Annotated in this window: 35 protein-coding genes and 1 tRNA gene; 13 read left to right on the top strand and 23 right to left on the bottom strand. The window is 71.6% G+C overall.

The window, feature by feature from the left end; translation table 11 throughout:
- Positions 1-40 precede the first annotated feature (40 nt).
- Complete coding sequence (locus tag LL648_RS22825) at positions 41-334, top strand: WhiB family transcriptional regulator (protein WP_232664717.1); 294 nt, start codon at positions 41-43, stop codon at positions 332-334.
- Between the two features lie 35 nt (positions 335-369).
- Here the strand turns inward: LL648_RS22825 and LL648_RS22820 are convergent, their stop codons facing one another.
- Entirely contained in the window at positions 370-885 is a 516-nt protein-coding gene (locus LL648_RS22820; RefSeq protein WP_232664716.1) for a hypothetical protein, read from the bottom strand.
- Positions 886-1,377: 492 nt separating this feature from the next.
- Here LL648_RS22820 and LL648_RS22815 point away from each other — a divergent pair, with 492 nt between their 5' ends.
- From LL648_RS22815 to LL648_RS22805, 3 genes are read left to right on the top strand one after another with little or no spacing between them, the layout of a single operon-like run.
- Complete coding sequence (locus tag LL648_RS22815) at positions 1,378-1,818, top strand: ATP-binding protein (protein ID WP_232664715.1); 441 nt, start codon at positions 1,378-1,380, stop codon at positions 1,816-1,818.
- Positions 1,815-2,594, top strand: coding sequence for a SigB/SigF/SigG family RNA polymerase sigma factor (locus LL648_RS22810; protein ID WP_232664714.1), 780 nt, complete (start codon positions 1,815-1,817; stop codon positions 2,592-2,594). Before LL648_RS22815 ends, LL648_RS22810 begins: the two co-directional genes overlap by 4 nt.
- Before the next feature lie 59 nt (positions 2,595-2,653).
- The gene (locus LL648_RS22805; protein WP_232664713.1) at positions 2,654-3,874 is read left to right on the top strand and encodes an NAD(P)/FAD-dependent oxidoreductase; all 1,221 of its coding nucleotides are present in this window, start codon (positions 2,654-2,656) and stop codon (positions 3,872-3,874) included.
- An 11-nt stretch (positions 3,875-3,885) separates the two neighbouring features.
- Here the strand turns inward: LL648_RS22805 and LL648_RS22800 are convergent, their stop codons facing one another.
- Positions 3,886-4,107, bottom strand: a complete 222-nt coding sequence (locus tag LL648_RS22800; RefSeq protein ID WP_232664712.1) for a DUF3618 domain-containing protein — start codon at positions 4,105-4,107, stop codon at positions 3,886-3,888.
- 72 nt (positions 4,108-4,179) lie between these two features.
- Here LL648_RS22800 and bcp point away from each other — a divergent pair, with 72 nt between their 5' ends.
- Positions 4,180-4,647, top strand: coding sequence for a thioredoxin-dependent thiol peroxidase (gene bcp / locus LL648_RS22795; RefSeq protein WP_232664711.1), 468 nt, complete (start codon positions 4,180-4,182; stop codon positions 4,645-4,647).
- Here the strand turns inward: bcp and LL648_RS22790 are convergent.
- On the bottom strand, positions 4,637-5,260 hold the full coding sequence (locus tag LL648_RS22790; RefSeq protein ID WP_232664710.1) for a class I SAM-dependent methyltransferase: 624 nt from the start codon (positions 5,258-5,260) through the stop codon (positions 4,637-4,639). The genes bcp and LL648_RS22790 overlap by 11 nt on opposite strands.
- A 37-nt stretch (positions 5,261-5,297) precedes the next feature.
- Here LL648_RS22790 and LL648_RS22785 point away from each other — a divergent pair, with 37 nt between their 5' ends.
- The 3 genes from LL648_RS22785 (at position 5,298) to LL648_RS22775 (ending at position 6,516) form a co-directional block, all read left to right on the top strand.
- Entirely contained in the window at positions 5,298-5,735 is a 438-nt protein-coding gene (locus tag LL648_RS22785; protein ID WP_232664709.1) for a MerR family transcriptional regulator, read from the top strand.
- A 60-nt stretch (positions 5,736-5,795) separates the two neighbouring features.
- Positions 5,796-6,452 carry an HNH endonuclease signature motif containing protein gene (locus LL648_RS22780; protein ID WP_232664708.1) on the top strand — a complete coding sequence of 219 codons (657 nt, stop codon included), beginning with the start codon at positions 5,796-5,798 and terminating at the stop codon, positions 6,450-6,452.
- Positions 6,443-6,516, top strand: a tRNA-Leu gene (locus tag LL648_RS22775). Before LL648_RS22780 ends, LL648_RS22775 begins: the two co-directional genes overlap by 10 nt.
- 27 nt (positions 6,517-6,543) lie before the next feature.
- Here LL648_RS22775 and LL648_RS22770 read toward each other — a convergent pair.
- From LL648_RS22770 to LL648_RS22735, 8 genes are all read right to left on the bottom strand, one after another.
- Entirely contained in the window at positions 6,544-7,212 is a 669-nt protein-coding gene (locus tag LL648_RS22770; RefSeq protein ID WP_232664707.1) for a TVP38/TMEM64 family protein, read from the bottom strand.
- Between the two features lie 81 nt (positions 7,213-7,293).
- Positions 7,294-7,665 carry a 4-carboxymuconolactone decarboxylase gene (gene pcaC / locus LL648_RS22765; protein WP_232664706.1) on the bottom strand — a complete coding sequence of 124 codons (372 nt, stop codon included), beginning with the start codon at positions 7,663-7,665 and terminating at the stop codon, positions 7,294-7,296.
- Between the two features lie 92 nt (positions 7,666-7,757).
- On the bottom strand, positions 7,758-8,363 hold the full coding sequence (rdgB, locus tag LL648_RS22760) for an RdgB/HAM1 family non-canonical purine NTP pyrophosphatase (RefSeq protein ID WP_232664794.1): 606 nt from the start codon (positions 8,361-8,363) through the stop codon (positions 7,758-7,760).
- 5 nt (positions 8,364-8,368) lie between these two features.
- Entirely contained in the window at positions 8,369-9,112 is a 744-nt protein-coding gene (rph, locus tag LL648_RS22755; protein WP_232664705.1) for a ribonuclease PH, read from the bottom strand.
- 32 nt (positions 9,113-9,144) lie between these two features.
- On the bottom strand, positions 9,145-9,930 hold the full coding sequence (locus tag LL648_RS22750; protein ID WP_232664704.1) for an MBL fold metallo-hydrolase: 786 nt from the start codon (positions 9,928-9,930) through the stop codon (positions 9,145-9,147).
- A gap of 8 nt (positions 9,931-9,938) precedes the next feature.
- Positions 9,939-10,343, bottom strand: a complete 405-nt coding sequence (locus LL648_RS22745) for a hypothetical protein (protein WP_232664703.1) — start codon at positions 10,341-10,343, stop codon at positions 9,939-9,941.
- Complete coding sequence (locus tag LL648_RS22740) at positions 10,336-10,698, bottom strand: hypothetical protein (protein WP_232664702.1); 363 nt, start codon at positions 10,696-10,698, stop codon at positions 10,336-10,338. Before LL648_RS22740 ends, LL648_RS22745 begins: the two co-directional genes overlap by 8 nt.
- Positions 10,699-10,743: 45 nt before the next feature.
- Positions 10,744-11,931, bottom strand: a complete 1,188-nt coding sequence (locus LL648_RS22735) for an MFS transporter (protein ID WP_232664701.1) — start codon at positions 11,929-11,931, stop codon at positions 10,744-10,746.
- Between the two features lie 113 nt (positions 11,932-12,044).
- On the opposite strand from LL648_RS22735, the gene LL648_RS22730 reads away from it, so the two are divergent.
- Positions 12,045-12,341, top strand: a complete 297-nt coding sequence (locus LL648_RS22730; RefSeq protein ID WP_255686272.1) for a helix-turn-helix domain-containing protein — start codon at positions 12,045-12,047, stop codon at positions 12,339-12,341.
- Here the strand turns inward: LL648_RS22730 and murI are convergent.
- The 8 genes from murI to clpS all read right to left on the bottom strand — a co-directional run bounded on the left by murI (position 12,299) and on the right by clpS (position 17,413).
- Complete coding sequence (gene murI, locus LL648_RS22725) at positions 12,299-13,156, bottom strand: glutamate racemase (RefSeq protein ID WP_232664700.1); 858 nt, start codon at positions 13,154-13,156, stop codon at positions 12,299-12,301. The genes LL648_RS22730 and murI overlap by 43 nt on opposite strands.
- Positions 13,157-13,243: 87 nt before the next feature.
- Positions 13,244-13,876, bottom strand: coding sequence for a rhomboid family intramembrane serine protease (locus LL648_RS22720; RefSeq protein ID WP_232664699.1), 633 nt, complete (start codon positions 13,874-13,876; stop codon positions 13,244-13,246).
- A gap of 65 nt (positions 13,877-13,941) precedes the next feature.
- Complete coding sequence (locus LL648_RS22715) at positions 13,942-14,892, bottom strand: PLP-dependent cysteine synthase family protein (protein WP_232664698.1); 951 nt, start codon at positions 14,890-14,892, stop codon at positions 13,942-13,944.
- A gap of 6 nt (positions 14,893-14,898) precedes the next feature.
- Positions 14,899-15,171 carry a MoaD/ThiS family protein gene (locus tag LL648_RS22710; RefSeq protein WP_232664697.1) on the bottom strand — a complete coding sequence of 91 codons (273 nt, stop codon included), beginning with the start codon at positions 15,169-15,171 and terminating at the stop codon, positions 14,899-14,901.
- A gap of 45 nt (positions 15,172-15,216) precedes the next feature.
- A complete protein-coding gene (locus tag LL648_RS22705; RefSeq protein WP_232664696.1) occupies positions 15,217-15,672 on the bottom strand; it encodes a Mov34/MPN/PAD-1 family protein in 456 nt (151 codons plus the stop codon).
- Positions 15,673-15,738: 66 nt separating this feature from the next.
- A complete protein-coding gene (locus LL648_RS45330; protein ID WP_308190379.1) occupies positions 15,739-16,569 on the bottom strand; it encodes an ACT domain-containing protein in 831 nt (276 codons plus the stop codon).
- Entirely contained in the window at positions 16,566-17,117 is a 552-nt protein-coding gene (locus tag LL648_RS22690; RefSeq protein WP_232664695.1) for a DUF2017 domain-containing protein, read from the bottom strand. The genes LL648_RS45330 and LL648_RS22690 overlap by 4 nt, the downstream gene beginning before the upstream one ends.
- Positions 17,114-17,413, bottom strand: coding sequence for an ATP-dependent Clp protease adapter ClpS (gene clpS / locus LL648_RS22685; protein WP_232664694.1), 300 nt, complete (start codon positions 17,411-17,413; stop codon positions 17,114-17,116). Before clpS ends, LL648_RS22690 begins: the two co-directional genes overlap by 4 nt.
- A gap of 54 nt (positions 17,414-17,467) precedes the next feature.
- Between clpS and LL648_RS22680 the strand changes: the two genes are divergently transcribed.
- From LL648_RS22680 to LL648_RS22670, 3 genes are read left to right on the top strand one after another with little or no spacing between them, the layout of a single operon-like run.
- Positions 17,468-18,772, top strand: coding sequence for a nicotinate phosphoribosyltransferase (locus LL648_RS22680; protein ID WP_232664693.1), 1,305 nt, complete (start codon positions 17,468-17,470; stop codon positions 18,770-18,772).
- A complete protein-coding gene (locus tag LL648_RS22675; RefSeq protein ID WP_232664692.1) occupies positions 18,769-19,317 on the top strand; it encodes an isochorismatase family protein in 549 nt (182 codons plus the stop codon). The genes LL648_RS22680 and LL648_RS22675 overlap by 4 nt, the downstream gene beginning before the upstream one ends.
- A gap of 21 nt (positions 19,318-19,338) precedes the next feature.
- Entirely contained in the window at positions 19,339-19,506 is a 168-nt protein-coding gene (locus LL648_RS22670) for a hypothetical protein (protein WP_232664691.1), read from the top strand.
- 135 nt (positions 19,507-19,641) lie between these two features.
- On the opposite strand, the gene LL648_RS22665 is transcribed toward LL648_RS22670, so the two are convergent.
- Positions 19,642-20,268, bottom strand: coding sequence for a hypothetical protein (locus LL648_RS22665; RefSeq protein WP_232664690.1), 627 nt, complete (start codon positions 20,266-20,268; stop codon positions 19,642-19,644).
- Between the two features lie 113 nt (positions 20,269-20,381).
- Here LL648_RS22665 and LL648_RS22660 point away from each other — a divergent pair, with 113 nt between their 5' ends.
- Positions 20,382-22,412, top strand: coding sequence for an ATP-dependent DNA helicase (locus LL648_RS22660; protein ID WP_232664689.1), 2,031 nt, complete (start codon positions 20,382-20,384; stop codon positions 22,410-22,412).
- Between the two features lie 104 nt (positions 22,413-22,516).
- Here the strand turns inward: LL648_RS22660 and LL648_RS22655 are convergent, their stop codons facing one another.
- From LL648_RS22655 to serB, 3 genes are read right to left on the bottom strand one after another with little or no spacing between them, the layout of a single operon-like run.
- A complete protein-coding gene (locus LL648_RS22655) occupies positions 22,517-24,319 on the bottom strand; it encodes a YecA family protein (RefSeq protein ID WP_232664688.1) in 1,803 nt (600 codons plus the stop codon).
- Between the two features lie 21 nt (positions 24,320-24,340).
- Complete coding sequence (locus LL648_RS22650) at positions 24,341-25,027, bottom strand: aminoacyl-tRNA hydrolase (protein WP_232664687.1); 687 nt, start codon at positions 25,025-25,027, stop codon at positions 24,341-24,343.
- Entirely contained in the window at positions 25,024-26,262 is a 1,239-nt protein-coding gene (gene serB, locus LL648_RS22645) for a phosphoserine phosphatase SerB (RefSeq protein ID WP_232664686.1), read from the bottom strand. Before serB ends, LL648_RS22650 begins: the two co-directional genes overlap by 4 nt.
- Between the last annotated feature and the right edge of the window lie 6 nt (positions 26,263-26,268).

The raw sequence follows: 26,268 nt of genomic DNA, 5'->3' as shown, positions 1-26,268 counted from the left end.
GATCGCCCGGTTCGCCGGGCACGAACGAACAGAGGTGACGATGAGCGACGTGTCCCGGCTCCCCGGCCCCATGGATCACGCGTGGCAGTGGCAGCGCCTCGGGGCCTGCCGCGGGATGGACAGTGCGGTCTTCTTCCACCCTGATGGCGAGCGCAACCCGTCGCGGGCGCGCCGCACAGCACAAGCAAAAGAGATCTGCGGGCGCTGCCCCGTCATGGACATGTGCCGCGAGTTCGCCCTGCAGACCCGGGAACCGTTCGGAGTATGGGGCGGCCTCGCCGAGTCCGAGCGCCGCGTGATCCTCGAACGCCGCGGGGTCGCGATCGCGAGCTGAGGCGACCGGGTGGGCTCTGCCGTACGGGAGGACTTTTAGCGCTTGTCGCAGACGACCGACAGCTCCAGGCAGCGGTAGCGCAGCAACGGCAGCCCGTACACCTGCGCGATCCGCTGCGCCGCCCGGTTGACCACGACCCGCCCCTGGTCCGACATCGTCGGAGCGGGCGCGACGAAGTACACCCCCGGCTCGGGGTCGAAACCGACGAGCTCGCTGAGCGCGGCGACGAGGTCGCTCTCGGCCGCCGCACCGACCGGCGACCGCAGGCCCAACCGATGGACGTTCAGCCCGTCGATCCCGATGCGCTCGATCCCCGCCCGGACCTCGTCGACGTCGTCATCGTCATCATCGTCGAAGACCGACTCGTCGAAGCCCGGACCAGCGCCGACGTGGTGGTTGCCGTCTCCACCGATCAGACCGATCCGACCCGGCGCGCCCGCCGGCGCGTCCTCCGCGGCAACGAGCAGGTCGACGTGCTCGAACGTCTCGACGATGCGGGCGAGATCGGACTCCGGGCGCAGCAGCTCCATCGCGCTCACCGCGATGGCCACCGCCCGACGCCGATGCGCAGACACAACACGGCGACCGCCTCTCGGCATCGCCTCCGGCGCGGAGATGCGACTCTCCGGAACCGCCACCATTCCCACGTCCCCCTCGCGCCACGGGGCCCCACCCCACGGCGATCGCTTCTACACAAAGTCAACCGTTAGCTGGGGGCAACTGATCCCGTTACCGCCGGTCAGAACGCCGAGCGGGCTCCGCCCGTCCGTGAGCGGACGATCTACCGACCGGTAGCAACGCCGCGGCGCACGTCCACCATGGACGGCGCCGAACGGTCGTCGAACGAGCCGGACGGCATGTTCGGTACGTCTCCGTAGCCGGGCCCCGCCACAGCGCGACGGTAAGGTCGCGCGAGCGCAACAACCACACCCGACAGGATTGATGGGCGCTGCGCGCGGGTAGCAAGATGACCACGGGATACTACTCACGACAACGTCCCAGCCAGGCAAGATCCACGAACCTCGGAAAGGAGACCCGGAAGCGTGCACGACCCGGACTCCCGCTCATCCGCCGAGCCGTCCGACGGGGTGTCCACCGTTGAGGTGCGGACAACGGCCACCGCCGCGTTGATCCCCACCATTCGCGCCGTCGCCTCCGACCTCGCCGCCCGCGCCGACTTCGACCTCGACGCCATCTCCGACCTGCGCATGGCCGTCGACGAAGCCTGCGCAACCCTCGTCGACGTCGCGGCCCCGACCTCCACGCTGCGCTGCACCTTCCTCGTCCGCCCCGAACGCATCGAAGTGCACGCCGAAGTGCAAGCACACCGAGCCGACGCGGCCGTCTCCACCGACACCTTCGGCTGGCGGGTCCTGCAGACCCTCGCCGACGACGTCGAAGCACACAGCACACCCGGCAGCGGGGGCAACGGCCCCATCGTCGGCATCCGGCTGGACAAGCACGCCGGCGACCTACCCAAGTGACGAGTGCAGAGACGGAGTACGGCCACCTGCTCCCCCTGCTGGAGCGCTACTCCCAGCTCGCACCGGACGCCCCCGAGCGCGAACCCCTCCGCGACGAGCTGGTGACCGGGTTCCTCCCCATCGCCCAGCACATCGCCCGCCGCTTCTCCAACCGCGGCGAACCACTCGACGACCTCGTCCAGGTGGCCACCGTCGGCCTGATCAACGCCGTCGACCGCTTCTCACCCGAACGCGGCAGCGACTTCTTCTCCTTCGCCGTGCCCACCATCAGCGGAGAGGTCCGGCGCCACTTCCGCGACCTCGGCTGGTCCATGCGCGTCCCCCGCCGCCTCAAGGACCTGCACGTCTCCATCAACGGCGCCGTCTCCCACCTCTCCCAACACCTCGGCCGGGCCCCCAAACCCAGCGAGATCGCCGAACACCTCGACGTCCCCGTCGCCGACGTCCTCGAAGGCCTCGAAGCCTCCGAGGCCTACCGCAGCTCCTCACTCGACGAGATGCTCTCCTCCGAACAAGGCAGCGCCACCGTCGGAGAGCTCGTCGGAGCCGCCGACGCCGAACTCGACCGGGTCGACTTCCGCCAGGCTTTGCGGCCCGTCCTCGCCGAACTCGCCGAACGTGAACGAACCATCGTCATGCTGCGTTTCTTCGGGAACATGACCCAAACCCAGATCGCCGACCAGGTGGGCATCTCCCAGATGCACGTCTCGCGGCTGCTGGCACAGACACTCGACCGGCTCCGCAGCCGACTCGACCCCGAAACCCGCGTCGGCTGACGAGCAGCGAGTATGAGGGCACGCCGACGAGCGGGGCGGCGGCGCGAAGGAGGATCGCCATGACGGGCCAGCCAGAGCACGTGCTGATCGTCGGAGCCGGCCTGGGCGGGCTGCGCACCGCCGAACACCTGCGCTCCGCCGGCTACCAGGGCCGCATCAGCCTCGTCGGCGACGAGCCGCACGCCCCCTACGACCGGCCACCGCTGTCCAAGCAGGTCCTCACCGGCGACTGGGAACCCGACCGGATCGTCCTTTCCACCCTCGACGCGCTCGACGACCTCGGCGTCCGCGCCCACCTCGGCCTGCGCGCCGTCGGCATCGCACCCGGCGAGATCGCCCTCTCCGACGGCGCCTCCCTGCACGCCGACGCCATCGTCATCGCCACCGGCATGGAAGCCCGCACCCTCCCCGGCCAGCCACCGCACGTCCACACCCTGCGCACCCTCGACGACTCGCTCGCCCTGCGCGAACGCCTGCGCCGCTCCCGCTCACTGCTCATCGTCGGCGGCGGCTTCATCGGCGCCGAGGTCGCCAGCGCCGCCGTCACGCTCGGCATCCCCGACATCACCGTCCTCGAAGCCATGCAGGTCCCCGCCGCCCGCGCGCTCGGCACCGAGCTCGGCACGCTCGCCGCGCGCCTCCTCAGCGAATCCGGACCCAAGCTCCGCACCGGCGTCACCATCACCCGCTTCCTCGACGCCGGCGAGCGCGTCGCCGTCGAGCTCGCCGACGGCACCACCGTCGAAGCCGATGCAGGCGTCGTCGGCATCGGCGGCACCCCCCGCCTCGACTGGCTCGACGGCACCGGCCTCGACGTCACCAGAGGCCTCATCTGCAGCCCCAGCGGCCGCGTACAGGGCCTCGACGGCGTCTGGGCACTCGGCGACGTCGCACTGTGGGAAGACCCGCACACCGGCGGACCCCACCGCTGCGAGCACTGGACCAACGCCGGCGACCAGGCCGTCGTCGTCGCACGCGACATCCTCGACGCCGCCCCGCCGCAGACCACCGTGCCCTACTTCTGGTCCGACCAGTTCGGCCTCAAGATTCAGCTGATCGGGCGAGCCGAACTCGGCGAAGGCGAGATCCTCCCCCTCCACGGCGAAGGCCTCAAGGGCGGCCAGATCCGCGGCACCGTCGCCGCCTACTTCGCGAACGACCGGCTCGTCGCCGTCGGCGGGTTCGGCGCCGCACGGCTCATCGCACGCTACCGCCCGCTCGTCGCGGACGGCGCCGACCGCGCGACCGTCCTCGCGACGGCGGCGAAGCTCGGCGGCTAGCTAGCGCTCGGTCAGCGGAACAGCCGGCGGACCAGCGCAAACGCGATCAACGCACCGATCGCGATCAACCCATACTTGATCTTCGGGTCGGAGAGCTTCGACTGCACGCTCTCCTTCCCCGCATCCACGAAGCGCTTCGGGTTGGCCCGATCGCCGAGCGCATCGAGGCTCTCCGCGAGCGCATCCCGCGCCCGCTCGATCTCACGCTGAATGGTGTCCGGGTCGCGCGCCACGACGCCTCCTGACAAGTCGGGATACCGGGGGACACCGTAGATCACACCGGTGCCCCTGCCAGTATCAGGTGCATGAGCACCCGCCTCGCCGCCGGCGACCCCGCCCCCGACTTCACCCTCCCCGACGCCGACGGCAAGCCCGTCTCGCTCGCCGACTACCGCGGCCGCCGCGTCATCGTCTACTTCTACCCCGCCGCCAGCACCCCCGGCTGCACGAAGCAGGCCTGCGACTTCCGCGACAACCTCGCCGACCTCGACGGCGCCGGCCTCGACGTCGTCGGCATCTCCCCCGACAAGCCGGCCAAGCTGGCCAAGTTCCGCGACGCCGAAGGCCTCACCTTCCCGCTGCTCTCCGACGTCGACAAAGAGGTCCTCACCGCATGGGGCGCCTTCGGCGAGAAGACCATGTACGGCAAGAAGGTCACCGGCGTGATCCGCTCCACCTTCGTCGTCGACGCCGACGGCAAGATCGAAGAGGCGCAGTACAACGTCCGCGCCACCGGTCACGTCGCCAAGCTGCGCAAGGACCTCAAGGTCTGACCGCCAACACGCACGCCACCGGAGGGTCGAGATCGAGCATCTCGACCCGCTGAGCCCCGAGCCCGGCCTCTTCGAGCAGCGCCGCCAGCTCCTCGGCGGCCGCCGCCGACATCGCCGCGGTGGCACCGGGACACCGCGGCTGCGACACCAACGCGATCCGGCCACCGGGCCGCAGCAGCCCACCGATCTCCCGCAACCGCACCGCGGGCTCCGGCCACATCCCGACCGTGTTCACCGCCAGCGCCGCGTCGAACGGCCCACCCGGCACGCGCATGCCGTCGACCGACGCGTGCACGAGCCGAACGCGCCCCGCCCGGACCGCCGCCCGGTTCCGCCGACCGGCCTGGCGGATCATCACCGCCGAGTGGTCGACCCCGACGACCAGCCCCTGATCCGCCCGCCGGGCCAGCGCGGCGAGCGCAACACCGGGCCCGCAACCGAACTCGACGACCCGCTCCGACGGCCGCACGTCCAACAGGCCCACCGCCCAGCGACTCCGCTGCACGTTCGACGAGCGCGTGCTCATGACCCACCCCACGACGTGGCCCGCCGGCCCGGACGGCTCGTGGAACTGCCGCACCGTCCGCCGCAGGATCCGCTGCTTGATCGCCATGCCGGCAATCAGACAACCTCCAGTACGCTCGAAGTCAATGCCTGCGGACACGACGAACCTCCTGTCGATCGGCGAGCTGGCCGAACGGACCGGCGTCGCCACCACCGCGCTGCGCTACTACGACGAACTCGGCCTGGTGCGCCCGGCGGCCCGGGCGTCCGGCCGCCGCCGCTACGCGCCCGCCGCCGTCACCGAGGTCGACACGATCCTCTTCTTCCGCGAGGTCGGCTTCTCGCTCGCCGAGATCGGCACCCTGCTCGCCGGCGAGCTCAAGCGCACGCGGCAGGCCGTCATCGACCGCAAGCTGGCCGAGCTGGACGAGCAACGCCACCGCATCGACGTGGCGCGCACAGCGCTCGAACACGGCCTGAAGTGCCCATCTGACGACCCCCTGCAGTGCCCGCGCTTCCGCTCGATCATCGAGGGCCGCCGACGTGGGCTTTCGCTGGAGGAGAGCCACGAGCAGGCGCACTGAGCGCCCGAACCCGACCCCCGGAAGACGGTAATCGAATGCCTGTTCGATACTGTCCCGAGCATGCCAAGACCTCGCAAGTGGACGGACGAGCAGTTCATCGCGGCAGTTGCCGCCAGCAAGTCGTTGAGCGAAGTGCACAAGCGCTTAGGGCTCCGGCCCGGCAAGTACGACCTCATGAGAGGGCATATCGAACGGCTCGGCCTCGACGCCTCACACCTTCCGACCGTGAGCGAGAGCTCCCCCCGGCCGCGCATGCGTTGGCGAGACGAGGATCTGGCAGAAGCCGTGCGGACCTCCAGGTCGTACAGCGGCGTCCTTCGCGCGCTCGGCTACGCGCCGAGCGGCGGCACCCATCGCTTCCTCGTCGGCCACATCCGCCGGCTCGGCCTCGACACCTCACACCTCAAGGGCCAGGGCTGGTCCAACGGACTCCAGCGACCCCGCGCCCCCAAGACCGAGCTTGCCGATCTTCTCGTCGAGGGCTCGATCGTGGCATCAAGTCGGTTGCGCCAGCGGCTCATCGCCGCCGGCCTCAAGCCCGACCATTGCGAGCACTGCGGACAGAAGGAGTGGCAGGGCAAGCCCCTCCCCCTCCAGCTCGACCACATCAACGGCGACCACACTGACAACCGCCTGGAGAACCTCCGTATCCTGTGTCCGAACTGCCACGCCCTCACGGACACCTGGTGTGGAAAGAACAAAGGCAAGTCGGCGTAGCCCAAATGGCAGAGGCCCGGCTCTTAGAAAGCCGCCAGTGCGGGTTCAACTCCCGTCGCCGGCACGCAGATGCGGAGCCGTCGCACCGTCCTCACGGTGCGACGGCCGGCTCCTCCGGAGCCCCGACGAGTGCGGGTTTGCGCGCCGCGATGATCGCCCCGACGAGCCCCACGACTGCCGACACCACCGACACGATGACCAGCGCAAACGGTGGGTCGCCGCCGATCACGGCATCCCCCAGCACCACGATCGCGATCGTGCCCGGCAGCACGCCGAGCACGGTCGCGATCAGGTAGGGCAGGAATCGCACGCCGGAAAGGCCGGCCGCGTAGTTCAAGACCGCGAAGGGGACCATCGGCACGAGCCGGATCGAGAGCACGGCGAGCAGGCCGCTGCGGTCGAGGCGGGCGCGCAGCCAGGCCAGTCCGGCGCGGTGGGAGTGGCGCTCGACGAACGCGCCGCCCATGTACCTGACCAACCAGAACGCGAGGCAGGCCGCGAGGGTCGTCGCGACGACGGTGAGCACGAACCCGGCGACGGAGCCGAAGAGCACGCCCGCGGCGACGGTGAACACCGTGCGCGGGAGCGGGGTGATGTTGACGACGGCCTGGAGCACGACGAACAGGAGCGGCGCCCACAGGCCGGCGGCCTGCACGGATGCGCGGATGTCGGGGGTCTCGCCGGACCAGACGACGACGCCGACGGTTGCCGCGATGGCCGCTGCCACCACGGCGCCGACCGCGATCCGCCCCCAGTTCACGCCTTCGACGGTACCGATCCAGGTTCTCGGGTGTGACTTGCGGTGGTGGGTGTCATCTGCCGCTCACCCGGCAGACATCTCTCACTCTTCGGCAAGCACGCGCTTCGCCACGGCGAAGGCGGAGTTGGCGGCGGGCACGCCGCAGTAGATGGCCGATTGCAGGAGCACCTCGACGATCTCGGCGCGGGTGAGGCCGTTGCGCAGCGCGGCGCGCAGGTGCAGTTCCAGCTCGGCGTAGTGGCCGTGGGCGACGAGGGCGGTGATGGTGATGGCGCTGCGCATGCGCCGGTCGAGCCCTGGCCGGGTCCAGATGTGCCCCCACGCGTAGCGGGTGATCATCTCCTGGAAGTCGGCGGTGACGTCGTCGGCGTCGGCGAGCGCCCTGTCGACGTGCTCGGCCCCGAGCACCTCCCGGCGCACAGCAAGCCCATCGGGGTCAAGGTCTTCGATCACCGCACGACCGTAGCCCTCGCCCGGTGCACGTTGACAACGACGTTTTGGCTGATGTTAGCGCTCACAAACAACCAGAACGTCGTTGTCGACGGCTAGCCGACCAGCGCGCGCAGGTGGGGCAGAAGGGCGCGCATGGCGCGGCCGCGGTGGGAGGCGGCGTCCTTCTCGTCGGGGTCGAGTTCGGCGGAGGTCCGGTCCTCGCCTTCGGGGACGAAGATGGGGTCGTAGCCGAAGCCGTTGGTGCCGCGGGAGGCGCGGATGATGCGGCCGGGCCATTCGCCGTGGACGACGGTTTCGGCGCCGCCGGGGACGACGAGCGCGGCTGCGCAGACGAAGGCTGCGCCGCGGCGGTCGTCGGGGGTGTCGCCGAGCTGGGCCAGGAGGAGTTCGAGGTTGGCGAGGTCGTCGCCGTGGCGGCCGGACCAGCGGGCGGAGAGGACGCCGGGCATGCCGTTGAGGGCGTCGACGGCGAGGCCGGAGTCGTCGGCGACGGAGGGCAGGCCGGTGGCGTCTGCGGCGTCGCGGGCTTTGGCGAGGGCGTTCTCGGCGAAGGTTGCGCCGGTCTCGGGTGCCTCGGGGAACGCGGGGACGTCGGTGAGGCCGACGATCTGGAGGCCGTCGATGGCGGAGCCGGCGACCATGCGCTTGAGTTCGACGAGCTTGCCGCTGTTGCGGGTGGCGAGCAGGACGCGGGGAATGCTGGTCACGTGTCGGCGCCCGGGCGGGGTTCGGCGAGTGCTTCTGCCTGGATCTTGGTGAGGCGTTCGATGCCGGCGAGTGCGATGTCGAGCATGGTGTCGAGGGTGCGGCGGGAGAAGGTGGCGCCTTCGCCGGTGCCTTGTACCTCGATGAGGGTGCCTGTGTCGGTGGCGACGACGTTGGTGTCGACCTCGGCGCGGGAGTCCTCTTCGTAGGGGAGGTCGAGGCGGACGCGGCCGTCGACGACGCCGACGCTGACTGCGGCGACCTGGCAGGAGAGCGGTTTGGGGTCGGCGAGGAGGTTGCGGGCGCCGAGGTAGGTGATGGCGTCGGCGAGTGCGACGTAGGCGCCGGTGATGGCGGCGGTGCGGGTGCCGCCGTCGGCTTGGAGGACGTCGCAGTCGAGGGCGATGGTGTTCTCGCCGAGTGCTTTCAGGTCGATGCAGGCGCGCAGTGATCGGCCGATGAGGCGGCTGATCTCGTGGGTGCGGCCGCCGACCCTGCCTTTGACGGATTCGCGGTCGTTGCGGGTGTTGGTGGCTGAGGGCAGCATCGCGTACTCGGCGGTGAGCCAGCCGAGGCCGGAGCCCTTGCGCCAGCGTGGGACGCCTTCGGTGACGCTGGCGGCGCACAGCACCTTGGTGTCGCCGAAGGCGACGAGCACGGACCCGGCGGGGTGCTTCTGGAATCCCCTCGTGATCGTCACGGGGCGGAGCTCGTCGTCGGATCTGCCATCTGCTCGTGTCACGTCGAGGAGTTTATGCAGGCCCTGGTTTCGGGTCAGACGTCGTATGCCTGGTCGGGGCGGACGAGCTCGACGGGGCCGTCGAACGCGGCCTTGGCCTCGGCGAGGATGTCGTCGGGGTTCCACCAGGCTGCGACGTGGGTGAGCAGGAGCTTGCCGACGCCGGCGGCGGTGGCGTGTTCACCGGCTTGGCGGCCGGAGAGGTGCACGCCGGGGGGTGGTTCGTCGTAGAACTGGGTGGTGTGGGGCCAGGTGGCTTCGCAGAGGAGGGTGTCGGCGCCGGTGGCGAGCTCGATGAGGGCGGGGCAGGCGCCGGTGTCGCCGCTGTAGACGATGCTGCGGCCGTTGTGCTCGATGCGGAGGCCGTACGCCTCGCAGAGGTGGTCGACGCGGCGGGTGTGGATCGTGGTGCCGGCGAGTTCGGCGGTGGCGCCGTCGGTCAGTGGCCGGAAGTCGTAGACGTCGTCGAGGTCGGTTTCGGCGAGTTCGGCTGCGGAGGCTGCGTAGGCGTTGGCGAAGCGTTGTGGTGCTTCTGCCGGTGCGTGCACGGGCAGCCGGTGTTCTTTGGGGTCGTGCGGGGGGAACGGGTGGTAGCGCCGGTGGACGGTGAGCGCGGAGAAGTCGGCGCAGTGGTCGGGGTGCAGGTGGGAGAACAGGATCCCGTCGAGCTGCCACGGGTCGAGGTGGCGTTGCATCGCGCCGAACGTCCCGTTGCCGAGGTCCATGACGAGGTGGGCGTCGCCGGCTTCGACGAGGTAGCCGGAGGCCGGGGAGGTCGGTCCGGGGCCGCTACCGGAGCATCCGAGGACGGTCAGCCGCATGACGCACGTTATCTCGGGTGTGCGGTGCGGCGCAGCCACCAAAGGCCGACGATCGGCAGTACAAGGGGGATGAAGCCGTAGCCGCGGCCGTAGCCGGACCAGACGGTGTCGTCGGGGAAGTCGGCGGCGTCGATGATCGAGAGGGTGCCGACGGCGAGCACGCCGAGGAGTTCGAAGCCGACGGCTCCCCATGCGAGTTTGCGGTAGCCGGGGCCGTGGCCGGCGAGTCCGATGGTCGCGAGGATGTAGACGACTCCGGCGAGCGCGGAGAGCAGGTACGGGATCGGGGCTTCGGAGAAGCTGCCGGCGATCTGGACGCCGGCTCGTGCGGTGGCGGAGAGCGCGAAGATGCCGTAGACGGCGATGAGGACGCGGCCGGGACCGGAGGCGGTGGCGCGGGGTGGCTCAGCCAAGGGGGATCCACAGCGACTGGATGCGTTGCACGGCGACGAGCGTCGCGATCGCGCCGGCGGCGATGACGGCTCCGCCCCATCGGGTGGGTTCGGCGGTCGCGAACTGGGTGGCGATGGGCAGGACGCACACCGAGAGGACGAGGTAGATGAGGAAGGTGCTGGTCTCGGGCAGTGCGGTGCCGGCGAACACCTGGACTGCCGCGATGACGGCCTGCAGCGCCAGCACCGCGACCACGGCCCACACGGCGATGCGGGCGACGCGGTCGGGTGGGCGGTTCAGGATGGTGATGGTCAGGCCGAAGAGCGCGAGCAGTCCGGTCAGGACCATCGTGGCGACAACCAGCGGAGTGATCATGCTCGGCCTCGGGTCCGGGGGCGGGAGGGCCCCCGGACGCTACCGTCAGCCGCTGGAGGCGAGCGCTGTGGGCACCTCGACGGGCCGCTCGCGGGTGCGGTGCGGTGCGCCGATGAGCAGGAGTGCCAGCGAGACGAGCATGAGCGCGGTGGCGACGATCGGGAGTGCGAGCACGCCGATGGAGCTGATCACGAGGCCGCCGACGGCTCCGGAGAGCCCGGCGCCGAGGTAGATCGCGGACGCGTTGATCGAGAGGCGCAGGCCGCCGGCGTGGGTGGGGGCCATGCCGAGCAGCAGGTGCTGGATCGGCGGGTTGAACGTCCAGGTGACGATGCTCCAGACGAAGAACGCGGCAGCGGCGCCGGCGACGCTGGTGGCGGTGAGCGGCAGGGTGGCGACGACGGCGAGGAACACGACCATGCTGCTGACGAGGGTCCGCTTGCTGCCGAACCGGTCGGTGCCGCGGCCGCCGAGGAAGTTGCCGAGCAGCGCGCCGAGGCCGTAGACGAGCAGGAGCACGCCGACCGCCGGCCCGGTGACGCCGGCGGAGGCGGCGAGGAACGGGACGGCGTAGACGTAGACGCTCATCGCGGAGAGGACGCCGAAGACCGTCACGCCGAGCACGGTGAGGACCCTGCGGTCGCGGACGACGGCGAAGCGTTCCCGCAGCGGGATCACGGGCGGGGCGCTGACCTGCGGGAGGAGGGCGCGCACTGCGAGCGCGGCGGCGAAGCAGACGAGGGCGATGATGGCGAAGACGCCGCGGTAGCCGAGACCGGCGCCGAGCAGCGTGCCCATGGGGACGCCGAGCACGAGCGCGAACGTGAGGCCGCCGAAGACGAGTGCGACGGCGCTGCCGCGGCGGTGCGGCGGCATGAGCTGGGTGGCGACGACGGTGGCGGCGGGGGTGAACGCGGCGGCGCCGAGCGCGCTGATGATGCGGCTGCCGAGCAGGAGCGGATAGGTGGTGGCGAGCGCGGAGACGGCGTTGCCGATGCCGGCGAGGGCGAGCGCTGCGACGAGGAGCGTGCGTCGGTCGAGGCGGCCGGCGACCGTGGCGAGCACCGGCGCGCTGATCGCGTATGCGAGCGCGAACACGGTGCTGAGCTGGCCTGCGGTGGTGATGGAGACGCCGAGCTCCGCGCTCACGGCGGGCAGGATGCCGGTGATGACGTAGGCGCTGGTGCCGACGGCGAATGCGCCTCCGGCGAGCAGCAGGGGCCGTGACGACACGAGGGTCCTCCGGGCGGATCGGTTGTTAGTTCGATGACGACCGTACTACGACGTGTGTCGAACTACCATGCTCGTCGTACAATGAAGCGGTGATCACAGCCGAGTCAGCGCTGATGCCGCAGCCCGAGCGGGCCGACATCCGGATCGCCACGGTCCTGCAGGCGTTGGGCGATCCGGTGCGCCTGATCATCGTGCGCGCGCTCGCCGAGGCGCCCGGCGGTGTGCCGTGCGGCGAGATCCCGCTGCCCGTCACGAAGTCGACGCGCACGCACCACCTGCGGACGCTGCGCGAGGCCGGGCTGATCTCGCAGCGGCTCGAAGGCACGCGGCGCATGACGACCCTGCGCCGCGACGACATCGACGCGCTCTACCCGGGGCTGCTCGCCGGGGTGCTCGCGGCCGACCGCTGATTCGCCGACCCTCGATCCCAGGCGGAGACCGAGCCGACCTCGGGGCCGAGGAACCGGCGGCTGAGCCGCCGGAACGACGCCGGGTCGCCGGTGGCGATGAACTCGTGCTGCATGGCGGCGCCGTCGGGCTCGCGTGCGATGTCCTGCTCGTACAGGACCCTGACCAGGTCCTTCGCCGTCTCGTCGGCGCTGGAGACGAGCGTGACGTCGGGGCCGAGCACGATCTGGAGGATGCCGGCGAGCAGCGGGTAGTGGGTGCAGCCGAGCACGACGGTGTCGACCTTCGCCCGCTGCAGCGGTTCGAGGTAGCTCTGGGCGAGGCCGAGCACCTGGCGGCCGCTGGTCATGCCGCGCTCGACGAAGTCGACGAACCGCGGGCAGGCCACGGCCGTCACTTCGAGGTGCTGGGCGGCGATGAAAGAGTCCTGGTAGGCGCCGGACGCGATCGTCGCCGATGTGCCGATCACGCCGACCTTGCCGTTGCGGGTGGCCGCGACGGCGCGCCGGACGGCGGGGCGGACCACCTCGATCACGGGCAGCGGGTAGCGCTCGCGGATGTCCGGGAGGCACGCCGCGGCGGCGCTGTTGCAGGCGACGACGATCGCCTTGACCCCGCGTTCCATGAGGGAGTCGCCGACCGCGAGGGCGTGGCGGCGGATCTCGGCGATCGGCAGCGGCCCGTAGGGGGCGTTGGCGGTGTCGCCGACGTAGACGAGCCGCTCGGCCGGGACCTGGTCGATGATCGCCCGCGCGACCGTCAGACCACCGACGCCGGAGTCGAAGATCCCGATGGGGGCGTCGACGTCACGGGGCACGACCCGAGTCTAGGTGCGCGAACTTCCCCACCGTTTTGGGCACATGCGCGCGTTTTCGGCGCGCATCCACCCAGAACGGTGGGGAACTTACGGGGCCGCGACGGGCGCGCGGCGGCTGCGTCCGTCGGCGCGGGCGACGAGCCACGCGCACAGCAGGCCGGAGAGTGCGCCGAAGAGGTGGCCCTGCCACGAGATGCCCTCCTGGCCGGGCAGCACCCCGAGCAGCACGCCGCCCCAGATGAAGAACAGGACGACGGCGAGCAGGATCTGCTTCATGCTGCGGGCGAAGAAGCCGCGGGTCAGCAGGAACACGAGCCAGCCGAAGATCACGCCGGACGCGCCGACCGTCGCGGTGTTCTCCGGCCCGACGAGCCACACGCCGAGGCCGCCGAGGATCCAGATGGTGGCGGTGACCATCAGGAACTGGCCGATCCCGCCCGCCATCGCGAGGAACCCGAAGACGAGGAACGGCACGGTGTTGGCGAACAGGTGCGCCCACCCGTGGTGCAGCAGCGGGGCGAACAGCACGCCGTCGAGCCCGCTGAACTCGCGCGAGACGATCGCGCCTTCCTCGTCGAGGACACCGCCGGTGACCTGGTCGACGACCTCGATCACGTAAAGCAGCGCGGTGAACGAGAGCATCGTGATGCCCGCGAGGATCGGCGACTGCGGGAGGATGCGGGCGATCGACCGGCGCGGGGCCGGCACGGGGGCGACCATGTCCTCGAGGCTACGCGGCGACGCGTGCGACGGCACCGGGCTGGAGCTGAAGAACCTCGGGTCTCTCAGGCCCAGAGGTGGCCTTCGATCCCGTCCGCCGCCTCGTCGAGCTCGCCGCTGTAGGCACCGGTGCTCAGGTACTTCCAGCCGGCGTCGGCCACCACGAGAACGATCTGCGCCGACTCCCCCGCCCCCGCGACCTTCTCGGCGACGGCGAGCGCGGCGTGCAGGATCCCGCCGGTGGAGATGCCGGCGAAGATGCCCTCCTGCTCGACGAGCTGGCGGGTGCGGCGCAGCGCGTCGTGCGACCCGACGGAGTACCGCGCGGTGAGCACCTCGGGGTCGTACAGCTCCGGCACGAACCCCTCGTCGAGGTTGCGCAGGCCGTAGACCAGCTCGCCGTAGCGCGGCTCGGCCGCGACGATCTGCACGTCGGGCTTGTGTTCGCGCAGGTAGCGGCCGGTGCCGACGAGTGTGCCGGTGGTGCCGAGGCCCGCGACGAAGTGCGTGATCGCGGGCAGGTCGCGCAGGATCTCCGGGCCGGTGGTGCGGTAGTGCGCGTCGGCGTTGGCCGGGTTGCCGTACTGGTAGAGCATCACCCAGTCCGGGTGCTGCGCCGCCAGCTCCTTCGCCATCGCGACGGCCTGGTTCGAGCCGCCCGCCGCCGGCGAGGAGATGATCTCCGCGCCGTACATCTGGAGCAGCTGGCGCCGCTCGACCGACGTGTTCTCCGGCATCACGCAGATCAGCTGGTAGCCCTTGAGCTTGCAGGCCATCGCCAGCGAGATGCCGGTGTTGCCCGACGTCGGCTCCAGGACCGTGCAGCCCGGTGTCAGCAGGCCGTCGGCCTCGGCCCGCTCGATCATCGCGAGCGCGGGGCGGTCCTTGATCGAGCCGGTGGGGTTGCGGTCCTCCAGCTTCGCCCACAGCCGCACGTCGGCGGTCGGCGAGAGGTTCGGCAGCCCCACCAGCGGCGTGTCACCGACGGCGTGCAGCAGCGACTCGTACCGAGCCACCGGGGATCAGCCGCCGGCGACGGCGGGGAGGATCGTCACGCTCGAGTTCTCGCCGACGGGGGCCTCGAGCCCGCCGGAGAAGCGGACGTCCTCGTCGTCGACGTAGATGTTGACGAAGCGGTGCAGCTTGCCCTCGGTGATGAGCCGGCCGGCGATGCCGCTGTGGCGGGCCTCCAGGTCGTCGATCACCTCGGCGACGGTGCTGCCCTTGGCCTCGACGGACTTCTCACCCCCGGTGTGGGTGCGGAGGATCGTCGGGATGGAGACGGTGACGGCCATGCGGGTACTCCTGATCGGTCGGCGTGAACTGCTGGCGGCGCGAGGTCAGTCGTTGTCGGGAATGTCGTCCGCGCCGGTGTGCGCGAACATGTAACTCTCCACGACCTCGACCTCTTCCTCGGTGACCACGCCGTCGACGATCCGGTACGACCGGAACTCGTGGGTGTCGGGCTCCCGGGTGGAGACGAGCACGTAGTGCGCCTCCGGTTCCGAGGCGTAGGAGATGTCGGTGCGCGACGGGTAGGCCTCGGTCGCGGTGTGCGAGTGGTAGATCACCACGGGCACCTCGTCGCGGGAGTCCATGTCGCGGTACAGCCGCAGCAGGTCGCCCGAGTCGAACTCGTAGAACGTGGGCGAGCGGGCTGCGTTGAGCATGGGGATGAACCGGTCGGGGCGGTCGGAGCCTTCCGGCCCGGCCACGACTCCGCAGGCCTCGTCGGGGTGGTCCCGGCGGGCGTGGGCGACGATCTCGTCCACGAGATCGGCTCGGATCACCAGCACGGTTACGAGGGTACGGGCCCGGACCCCCGTACCGCACACCAGCGGGCGTGGCTCACATCAGAAGGGTCAGCCGGCGGTCGGGATGTCGCGGACCATGCACGTGTCGTCGGGGGCGGCGAACCCGAACTTGGCGTACAAGGTGTGCGCGTCGCCGGTGAACAGCACCCACCGCATCCGCTTGCCGACCTCGTCGTCGACCATCGCGGCCGTGACGGCGACGCCGACACCCGTGCCTCGTGCTTCCGGGACGACGAACACGTCGGCGAGGTAGGCGAACGACACGCCGTCGGCGACGGCGCGGGCGAAGGCGACCATCTCGCCGGTGTCGCGCCTGTACGCGGCGACGATCCGCCACGCCCGGTCGATCTGGGTCTCGACGTCGGCGCGGGTGCGCCACCGCGCCCAATAGGCCTCGGTGGAGAGGAACCGCCATACGACGTCGCGGTCGACCCGGGCCGGGTCGTCGTCGAGCTCGTACTCGCCCACGACGGCGCGGCGGTGTGCACCGCCGTTGCGCAGCCCGTCCAGCACCCGCATGGCGTCGGCCGCCCGCTCGTGGGGGACGAAGAGGTGGTCGTGGTGGAAGCCGGAGATCGGGTTGACGCTGATCCCCTGCGCGGCGAGCGCACCTGTCACCCGGGCGAGCAGCCCGACGGCGGCGAGCGACGAGTGCACCTTCAACGTGATCCAGGCGCAGCGGTACTCGCCGGTGATGCCGGCGGCCGCGGCGTCGTCCTCGCGCAGGACGAGCGTGCGGCCCTCGTCCTCCTCGAACACCGCCACCGGCTCGACGTCGAGACGGGTGCCGCGGGGGACGGTCGCGAACACGTGGACGCCCTCGCGCAGCTGCGGGTCGAGGCCGCTGAGTAGCTCGCGCAGGTCGGTCGAACCCGTCAACGGACCTGCATCCGCGACTGCACCAGCGAGTCCTGCACGAACGTCAGCCAGTGGTAGACGCCCATGTGCGCGGATCGCGGGTCCTCTTCGGGGAGGTCCTCCGGCATGTCCTCGCTGACGTCGAGCGCCGTGCCCAGCGCGAGCCGGACGTCGTTGAGCGCGGTGAGCCACGTGTCGGCCTGGTCGGGGGTGAGCTCGATGCGCCCGCCGGTCTCGGGGAGCTGGTCGAGCGTCTGCGCGGCAGCGGCGTCCTTCGCCTCGATCAAGGCGGGCTCGTGCAGGGAGCGCAGGCCGGCCGCGAGGTCGGCGTCCTCCATCGTGAAGTCGGGGAGCAGCCGCGCGAGGACCCGGTCGGTGGGGCGGGTGGACGGGCCGGTGCGGATCCCGGTGAGCACCGCGAGCTCGTCGGCGGGGTTGTCGTCGCTGCGGCCGGCAAGCATGCCGCGCACCTCGGTGAGCAAACCGCGCAGCACGGCGGCCTCTTGCGCTTCGAGGGTGGCCACGAGGCGGACCTTGCTACCCCTGCCGGTCTTCTTCCACCCGTTCATGAAGTCTTCTGCATGGTGGCCCACAGGCCGGCCGCGTGCAGTTTCGCGACGTCACCCTCGATCTTGTCCTTGTCGCCCGCCGAGACGGCGGCCTTGCCCTTGTGGTGGACGTCGAGCATGAGCGCCGTCGCCTTCGGCTCGGGATAGCCGAAGAGCTTCTGCAGCACGTAGGTGACGTACGACATCAGGTTGACGGGGTCGTTCCACACGATCGCCTGCCAGGGCGTATCGGCCAGCGAGTCCTCGTCGACCGACGGATCGACCTGGCGCGTGGTTGCGGGTAGCGGCGCGGCCATGGCTCCATGGTGACACCCTCCCGGGTGGGGCTGCACGGCACATAGGGTCATGGCATGACTGGTAGCCCCTCGTCGGCCGGGGTCAGCACCGCGCTCCTCACCGACCGGTACGAGTTGACGATGGTGACCGCGGCGCTCGCCGACGGCACGGCGTCCCGGCAGTGCGTCTTCGAGCTGTTCGCCCGCAGGCTCCCGGACGGTCGGCGCTACGGCGTCGTCGCCGGGACGGGGCGGCTGCTCGAGTCGATCCGGCGGTTCCGGTTCGGGGAGCAGGAGCTGGCGGCGCTCTCCGGGGTGGTCGACAGCGCGACCCTCGACTGGCTCGCCGACTACCGCTTCTCCGGCGACGTCGACGGGTACCCGGAGGGCGAGCTGTACTTCCCGGGGTCGCCGATCCTGACCGTCACGGGGACGTTCGCCGATGCCGTGATGCTGGAGACGCTGGCACTCTCGATCATGAACCACGACAGCGCGGTGGCCTCGGCCGCGGCGCGGATGGTGACCGCGGCGGCGGGGCGTCCGATCATCGAGATGGGTTCGCGGCGCACCCACGAGGCCGCAGCCGTCGCGGCGGCCCGCGCGGCCTACCTCGCCGGGTTCTCGGCGACGTCGAACATGGAGTCGGAGCGCCGCCACGGCATCCCGACGGCCGGGACGGCCGCGCATGCGTGGGTGCTGCTGCACGACGACGAGCTTTCGGCGTTCACGAGCCAGGTCAAGGCGCTGGGGCCGGAAACGACGCTGCTGGTCGACACCTACGACATCCGGCGCGGCGTCGAGCTCGCGGTGGAGGCCGCCGGGACGGGGCTGGGCGCGATCCGCATCGACTCCGGCGACCTCGGCGAGCTGGCGCGGCAGGCCCGCGACCAGCTCGACGCGCTCGGCGCGACCAACACCAAGATCGTCCTGTCCGGGGATCTCGACGAGTACGCGATCGCGTCGCTGCGTGCTGAACCGGTCGACTCCTACGGGGTGGGCACGTCGGTCGTGACGGGCTCGGGGGCGCCGACGGCGGGGATGGTCTACAAGCTCGTCGAGGTCGACGGGCGGCCCGTGGCCAAGCGCAGCGCGGCGAAGGAGTCGCGCGGTGGGCGGAAGTCGGCACTGCGCCGCTACAAGCCGACCGGGACGGCGATCGAGGAGGTCGTGCACCTCGCGGCCACGCCGCCGACGGCCGGGCCGCACGACCGGGTCGTGCCGATCCCGATGATCCGCGGCGGTGAGCAGCTCGACGGCCTCCCGACGCTGGAGGAATCGCGCGAGCACCTGCGCGCCGCGCTCGTCTCCGTGCCGTGGGAGGGGCTGAAGCTCTCCCGCGGCGAGCCCGCGATCCCGACCGTGCTGGAGGGCACCCGATGAAGGCGATCGTCGTGGTCGACGTCCAGAACGACTTCTGCGAGGGCGGCTCGCTCGCCGTCGCGGGCGGGGCCGCCGTCGCCGCGGCCGTCTCCGAGGAGCTGCGGACGGGCGCGTACGACCACGTCGTCGCAACCCGCGACCACCACATCGACCCCGGCGCGCACTTCTCCGATACTCCCGACTTCGTCGACTCGTGGCCCCCGCACTGCCGCCGCGGGACACCCGGCGCGTCCTTCCACCCTGAGCTGGACGTCGCCCGCATCGAAGCCGTTTTCGACAAGGGCGCCTACACGGCGGCCTACTCCGGGTTCGAGGGCGCGGAACCGGGCGGCACGGCGTTGCGCGACTGGCTCGCCGCGCACGACGTCACCGCCGTCGACGTGGTCGGGATCGCGACCGACCACTGCGTCCGCGCGACGGCACTCGACGCCGCGGCGGCGGGGTTCACCACCACCGTCCTGCTCGACCTGTGCGCGGGGGTGGCGGCGGAGACGACCGCACGTGCGGTGGACGAGATGCGGGCGGCGGGGGTTCGGATCGCCTAGCCGGGCGGCTACCGTCGCGGCGTGGATGACACCGCGCCGCATGACCGCCCTCGGCGCCCGCGCTACCTGCCCGCTTCTGAGGTCCTCGCGAACCAGGCAGACCCTGGGCTGCTCGACGATTTCCGCGAGCTCGTCGGGGACGAGACCACGGACGACATGCCCGGCCCGTGGGAGCGCTACGCGCGTTAAGAGCGAGTCCTGAGGAGTCGGGGCGCCCTCCCTGAGTTGCGGGTGTTGACAGCTGCCGCGACAGCCGTCAACACCCGCAAGTCGGCCAGCACCACGATCCGTACACCGAATGCCCACCGGCCAGGGCCCGCGGCGTCAGGTCGCCTCGCACTTCCCGTACAGCGGCGCGACGGGCGCCGGCTCGTCCGCGAACGTCGCCGGCCCGCAGCCGGTGCGGACGAAGCGCCCGTCGTACTCCAGGAACGTCTGCCAGAAGCGCGGCGCGGCCGCGTACGCCGGGTCGTACGTGCTCTCCCTGATGCTGGCGTCGGCGCGGCCGTTGCCATCCAGGTCGGACAGGACCCGTTCCGGGGTTCCGCCGCCCACCTCGTCGGTCACCTGGATGCCGCCTGTGTAGGTGAGGTGCAGCGCCACCACGTTCGTGCCGTGCGCCCCCACCGCGTACGTCACGAGGCACCGCTGCGCGTCGCCGTCGTAGCCGCAGCTCGCGTCCCCCAACGCGCCCAGCTCGACCGGCTCGGCGTAGTGGTGCAGCTGCCCCGAGACGTAGTACGCGAGCAGGCCGCGCATGAGCCCCGTCTCGTGGTCGGTCGTTTGCAGCCCAACGAAGCGGACGTCGTCGGGCAGCTGCATGTCGAACACGACCTCGCAGCCGGCCTCGCAGCCCGGAACGTCGGTCCGGACCTCCGTCGCGCTGGCGGGCGCCGCCGCGACGAGCATCGCGATCGCGGCGGTCCCCACCGCTGCGATCAACCTTGTCATCCCCATGAACCCTCCCCCGGTTCGATGTGATAACAGCAAGACGTTCGAGCGTGCCGATGCGTTGCTTCCGTGTTCCCCCACGGGCTGACGGGGGTGCCGGGTAGCCTCGTCGCGTGCTCCCTGGAAGCGTCGCCACGAAGGACCTGCCCGGGGTCGCCGAGCTCCTCACCGCCGCCGTCGAGGCCGTCGGCGGGCAGGAGCGGGAGGGCCAGCGGACGATGGCCGACGCCGTCCGCCGCGCCATCACCACGGGCGAGCACGTCGCCGTGCAGGCCGGCACGGGCACCGGGAAGTCGCTCGCCTACCTCGTGCCCGCGATCCACCACGCCATCGCGAAGAACACCACGGTCGTCATCTCGACGGCGACGATCGCGTTGCAGCGCCAGCTCGTCGACCGCGACCTCCCGCGGCTGGCGAAGGCGCTCAAGCCGCTGATCGGCCGGGCGCCGACGTTCGCGATCCTGAAGGGCCGCCGCAACTACCTGTGCCTCAACAAGCTCCACGGCGAGGGCGGCGACGAGCCGGAGGACCAGCTGTTCGACCCGTTCGCGATCTCCGCGATGGGGCGGGCGATCAAGCGGATGCACGAGTGGGCCGACACCACGGAGAAGGGCGACCGCGACGAGCTGGTGCCCGGCGTGCCGGATTCGACCTGGCGGCAGGTGTCGGTCACGGCCCGCGAGTGCCTAGGTGCGTCGAAGTGCCCCGTCGGCGACGACTGCTTCGCGGAGAAGGCCAAGGCGGAGGCGGGCAAGGCCGACATCGTCGTCACCAACCACGCCCTGCTCGCCATCGACGCGCTGGAGGGCCGGCCCGTCCTGCCCGAGCACGACGTCGTCGTGGTGGACGAGGCCCACGAGCTCGTCGACAGGGTCACCGGGGTCGCGACGGCCGAGCTGACCGCCGGGATGGTCAGCATCGCCGCCCGCCGGCTCGGCAAGATCATCGACCAGGACGTCGCCGACCGGCTCGCCGAGGCCGGCGAGGGCCTCGGGCTGATGCTGGAGGACCTCGCCCCCGGCCGGTGGGACGCGATGCCGCAGGCGGCGTCCGGGGCGCTCACCGCGATCGTCAACGCCGCGGCGGGCTGCCGCACCGCGCTCGGCAGTGAGCGGCGCGAGGAGCCCGACGCCGCGGCGGGGCGCAAGCTGGCGCAAGCCGCGCTGGAGGACGTCACCGACACCGCGGTGCGGCTGATCGCAGCGTTCGAGGAGCCCGACCCGGCGAAGCGGCACGACGTCGTCTGGCTGGCCGAGCAAGGCCCCGATTCCGGCCGGTTCAAGGTGCTGCGAGCGGCGCCGCTGTGGGTGGGCGGGCTGTTGCGCGAGCGGCTGTTCGGGCGCTCCACGGTGGTGCTGACCTCCGCGACGCTCACGCTCGGCGGCAACTTCGACGCCCTCGCCCGGCAGTGGGGCCTCCCGTCGCAAGCCACGGTGGCGGAGCAGACCGATCCGGTGCCCGACCCCGAGGCACCGAAGTGGTCGGGCATGGACGTCGGATCGCCGTTCGCCCATGCGCGCAGCGGCATCCTCTACGTCGCGAAACGCCTTCCGCCGCCGGGTCGCGACGGCCTCCCGCCCGCCTACCTCGACGAGATCGCCGGCCTGGTGGAGGCAGCGGGCGGGCGCACGTTGGGGCTCTTCTCGTCGATGCGGGCGGCGAAGCAGGCCACCGAGGCGCTTCGCGGGCGACTCGACACACCGCTGCTGTGCCAGGGCGACGACTCGACGATGCTGCTGGTCAAGCGGTTCGCCGAGGACGAGGCCACCTCGCTGTTCGGCACGCTGTCGCTCTGGCAGGGCGTCGATGTGCCCGGGCCGTCGCTGTCGTGCGTGATCATCGACCGGATCCCGTTCCCGCGCCCCGACGACCCGCTGGTCACCGCCCGGCAGCGGGCCGCCGACGCCCGCGGCGGCAACGGGTTCCTCACCGTCTCCGCGACGCACGCGGCGCTGCTGCTCGCGCAGGGAGCCGGCCGGCTGCTGCGCGGCATGGACGACCGCGGTGTCGTCGCGATCCTCGACCCACGCCTCGCGACGGCCCGCTACGGCGGCTTCCTGCGCGCGTCCCTCCCCCCGTTCTGGCCGACGGACGACCGCGACAAGGTGCACGCCGCCCTCCGCCGCCTCCGCGACGCGGCGTAGCGCCGCGGGCGTGCGCGTCCCGCACGCGAGGGCAGGAAAGCCACTTTCCTGCCCTCACAGGGCCGGAAAGTGGCTTTCCTGCCCTCCCCCGCAACCACGGAGTGTCACGGGGACGAGTACACGACGGCGTCGACCCACTCCAGCAGCTCGGCTGTGGCGTGCCGGGCCAGCAGGCCCAGCAGGTCGTCGCGGTTCTCCGGGTCGATGACGAAGGGCGCGATGAGGATGTGCGCGCCGCCGCCGTCGGGGAGGGCGCGGGCGCAGACCAGGTCGCCGACGTCGGCCGGCGCGGGCTCCGCCACGGTGATCGTCGTACCGGTGCGCTCGTCCCGGAGGGTCCGCGGATCGAGCACCTCGAACACGGTCCGGTCGATGTCCGTCCACGTCGCGGCCAGCTCGGCCTCGTCCGCCGGCAGCAGCGGGCCGCGGTCGGCGAGGAACGGGGTGAACCAGCCCTCCTCGCGCATCAGCGTGTCGACGGCGAGCGCGTCGGTGCTCCACCCGACCGCCGCCGTGGCGGCGCCGCCCCGGCGCTGCAGGTAAGCAGCTGCCTTCCGGTAGAGCCATGCCGCCCGTTCCGGAAGCGGCCGCAACACCGGCTTGCCAGCGTGGCACTGCTTGAACTTCCGCCCCGATCCGCACCAGCACGGCTCGTTCCGGCCGGGCTGCGGCGCCGCGGCGAGGTTCGCGTGCGGGAGCACCGCCTGCACGTCCGGATCGTGCTCCGGTTCGTCGAGCAGGACCGTCCAGCGCCGCAACGCCTCCGCGGCGTCACCCCGGTCGGACGCGTACCAGCCCAGCCGGTCGGTCACGAGCAGGTCCGTGTTGTCGGCGCGCTCCGCCGCCCGTAGGAGCGGCTCGGCGTCGAGGACCCGGCCCTCCCGCTCCGCGGCAACCGCGGCCATCCAGTTGGCGGCCGCGGCCCGCCGGTCGCCGGCGAGCTCGACGAGCCGCGCGGTCACGGCGGTGAACTGCGCCAACCGCCCGGGGTCGTCCTTGCCGCCCAGCATCTCCTCGGTGACCGCCAGCAGGACGATGGGGTCGGTGAGCAGCGTGAGCGTCGCCCGCAGGTCGGCGGGCTCCGCTGCCGGGTCGGTCAGGACCGTGATCGCCTCGAACGCCGTATCAGCCGCTTCCTCCGAGCCGGTGCCGTCGGCGAGCCGGCTCATCATGTAGAGCTGCTCCGCGAGCTGCCACATCTCCTCGGTGTGGGCGACGAACCCGTCGCGCCATTCGAGGCCGACCGCCGTCACGAGCTCACCGAGCGGCGGCCTCGGCGCGGCGAACACGTCCGGCTCGCGATGCACCATCCCGGCCACGACGTAGTCCAGCGGCACCGGGACCGGCGCATCCTCCGCGAAGCTGTCGTAGACCTCACGCAGGTGCGCGGCGAGGTCGGGTGCTTCGGGCGCTTCTGCCTCGACGATGGTGACCTGCGAGTCCGCCGCCACGCTCACGGCCAGCAGCGCACCCGGCCGGAAGGCGTCGAGCCACCCTTCCATCCCTCCCCACGACATGGGTCCGTCGTCGAGGTCGTCGACGAACAGCGGCTCGTCTTCGTGGGTCGGGGCGTCGAAGCACAGGAAGGCGCCGAGATCGGCGTCCAGCAACAGGTAGCCCTCGGCGTGCTCGGCCTCGGAGAGCCGATGGGTGAGGACGCTGCCGGCGACGAGCGTCTCGAGGTGCGCGACGACGTCCGGCGCGACGAGCGCCAGCGTCGCCGACTCGCCGGTGAGGAGCACGTCGTACGTGCTCTCGACCACGGCCTCGACGGCCGGATCGGCCATGTCGAGGCCGACCCGTTCCACGACCGCCGCCTTCACCTCGTCGGCCGGCAGCGGGCCGCGCTCCTGCAACACAGCCGTGTAGGCGGCAGCGATCTCCGTGACCTGATCCAGCGGCTCCACCGCGCGAGGGTAACGGTGCGTTCAGCGGGCGATGCAGGTGATGGTGCCGGGCGCCACCTCGGTGAACCCGGCGTCACGCACCGCAACACCGTCGCCGCTGGTGGCCGCGGAGCACAGCTGCTTCCACCGATCCCCGTCGGCGTCCCGCACGGCGAACGCCGGCACGGTCGTGAGTTCGTTCGCCGCTGCGAAAAGCATCGACGCATGCCCGACCTGCGCCGCGGCCTTCCCGACGCTCATGCCCAGCCCGGCGTTCACCCAGATCACCGGGACACCGGCGGGCGGCTCGCCCGGTTCGTCGCGTTCGAGGTCGGTACCGCCGATCTGCAGCCGCGAGACCACCTTCGGCACCTCGTCGACCGGGCCCGGCAGCAGCGCGCGGGCCTGCGCGCCCTCGACGTCGACGGTGACGCCCGGCAGCTCTGCGACAGCGGCCCAGTGCGCGCCGCGCGCCCGGCGTGCGATCTTGCGGATGTAGCGCGACACCCACGCCGAGACGGCGTCGTGCCACTCACCGCCGTCGGCGGCGCGCGGGTCGAGGCAAACGGCGAGCGCGGCCCTGGCCGCGGCTTCCAGCACCGGTGTGCGCGCTGCCGGTGGACGTTCCAGCCGCAGCACGATCGGCATCGCGAGCACAACACCGTCGGATTCGGCGTCGCGCTCGTCACGCGGCCGGAAGTAGCGCTCGGCGAGCACGTCCAGCGTCATGCGATCGGCACCCGCCGCAGCACACCCTCGGCGGCGTCGGCACGCTCGACCTCGTCGCGGGTGATGCCGAGGACGAACAGCACGACGTCGAGGTACGGATGGCTCAGCGCGGCGTCGGCGACCTCCCGGAGCGCGGGCTTGGCGTTGAACGCAACACCGAGGCCGGCCGTGGAGAGCATGTCGATGTCGTTCGCGCCGTCACCGACGGCGACGCACTGCTCCAGCGGGATCCCGTAGCTCTCGGCGAACCGGCGCAGAGCCACCGCCTTACCGGCCCGGTCGACGATCTCGCCGACGACCCGTCCGGTCAGCCGGCCGTCGACGACCTCCAGCTCGTTCGCCGCGCAGAAGTCCAGCTGCAGCTCGTCGACCAGCGAGGAGATCACCTTGGTGAACCCACCGGAGACGACACCACAGCGGTAGCCGAGCCGCTTGAGCGTCCGGATCGTCGTGCGCGCGCCGGGGGTGAGTTCCAGCTCGGCCGCCACGTCGTCGAGCACCGACTCCGGCAGGCCGGCGAGCACGGCGACCCGGCGGCGCAGCGACTCCGTGAAGTCGAGCTCGCCGCGCATCGCGGCCTCGGTGACGGCTCTGACCTCGTCCTCGGCGCCGGCGCGGGCCGCGAGCATCTCGATGACCTCGCCTTGCACGAGCGTCGAGTCGACGTCGAAGACGATCAGTCGCTTGCTGCGCCGGGCCAGCCCGGCGCGCTCGACGGCGACGTCGACCCCCGCGGTGCGGGCCACCTCGACCAGCCGCGCGCGCAGCGTGCCCGGCGGGTGGTGCTCGCTGCCGCGCCCCGGGTCGGGCGAGACCATCAGCTCCAGCCCGGTCACCGGGTAGTCCGCGACCCGCCGGATCGAGTCGATGTTGGCGCCGACGTCCGCGAGCGCCTGCGCGATCGAGCCGAACGCGCGGGCCGTGATCGGGCTGCCCGTCACCACGACGACGTGCGACGAGTGCCGGCGGCCCTCGGGGTCGTCATTGGCCTCGAGCGAGGTGTGCACCTGCATCGAGATGCTCGCCATCGCCTGCTCGACGGCCTCCTGCAACCCCTCGGGATCGTGGTGCGCCGTCACCAGCGCGCCCAGCGTCAGCCGGCCCCTGATGACCACCTGCTCGACGTCGACGAGATCGACGCCGTGGCGGGTGAGCGCGGCGAACAGCACCGAGCTCACACCCGGACGGTCGGGGCCGGTGACCGTGATCAGAACGCTGGTGCCACCAAGCTCCATCTCGTC

It is taken from the genome of Pseudonocardia sp. TRM90224 (assembly GCF_021245725.1).
In the GTDB taxonomy this organism is placed as follows: Bacteria; Actinomycetota; Actinomycetes; order Mycobacteriales; family Pseudonocardiaceae; genus Pseudonocardia.
This window is presented reverse-complemented; position numbering and strand designations above follow the sequence as displayed.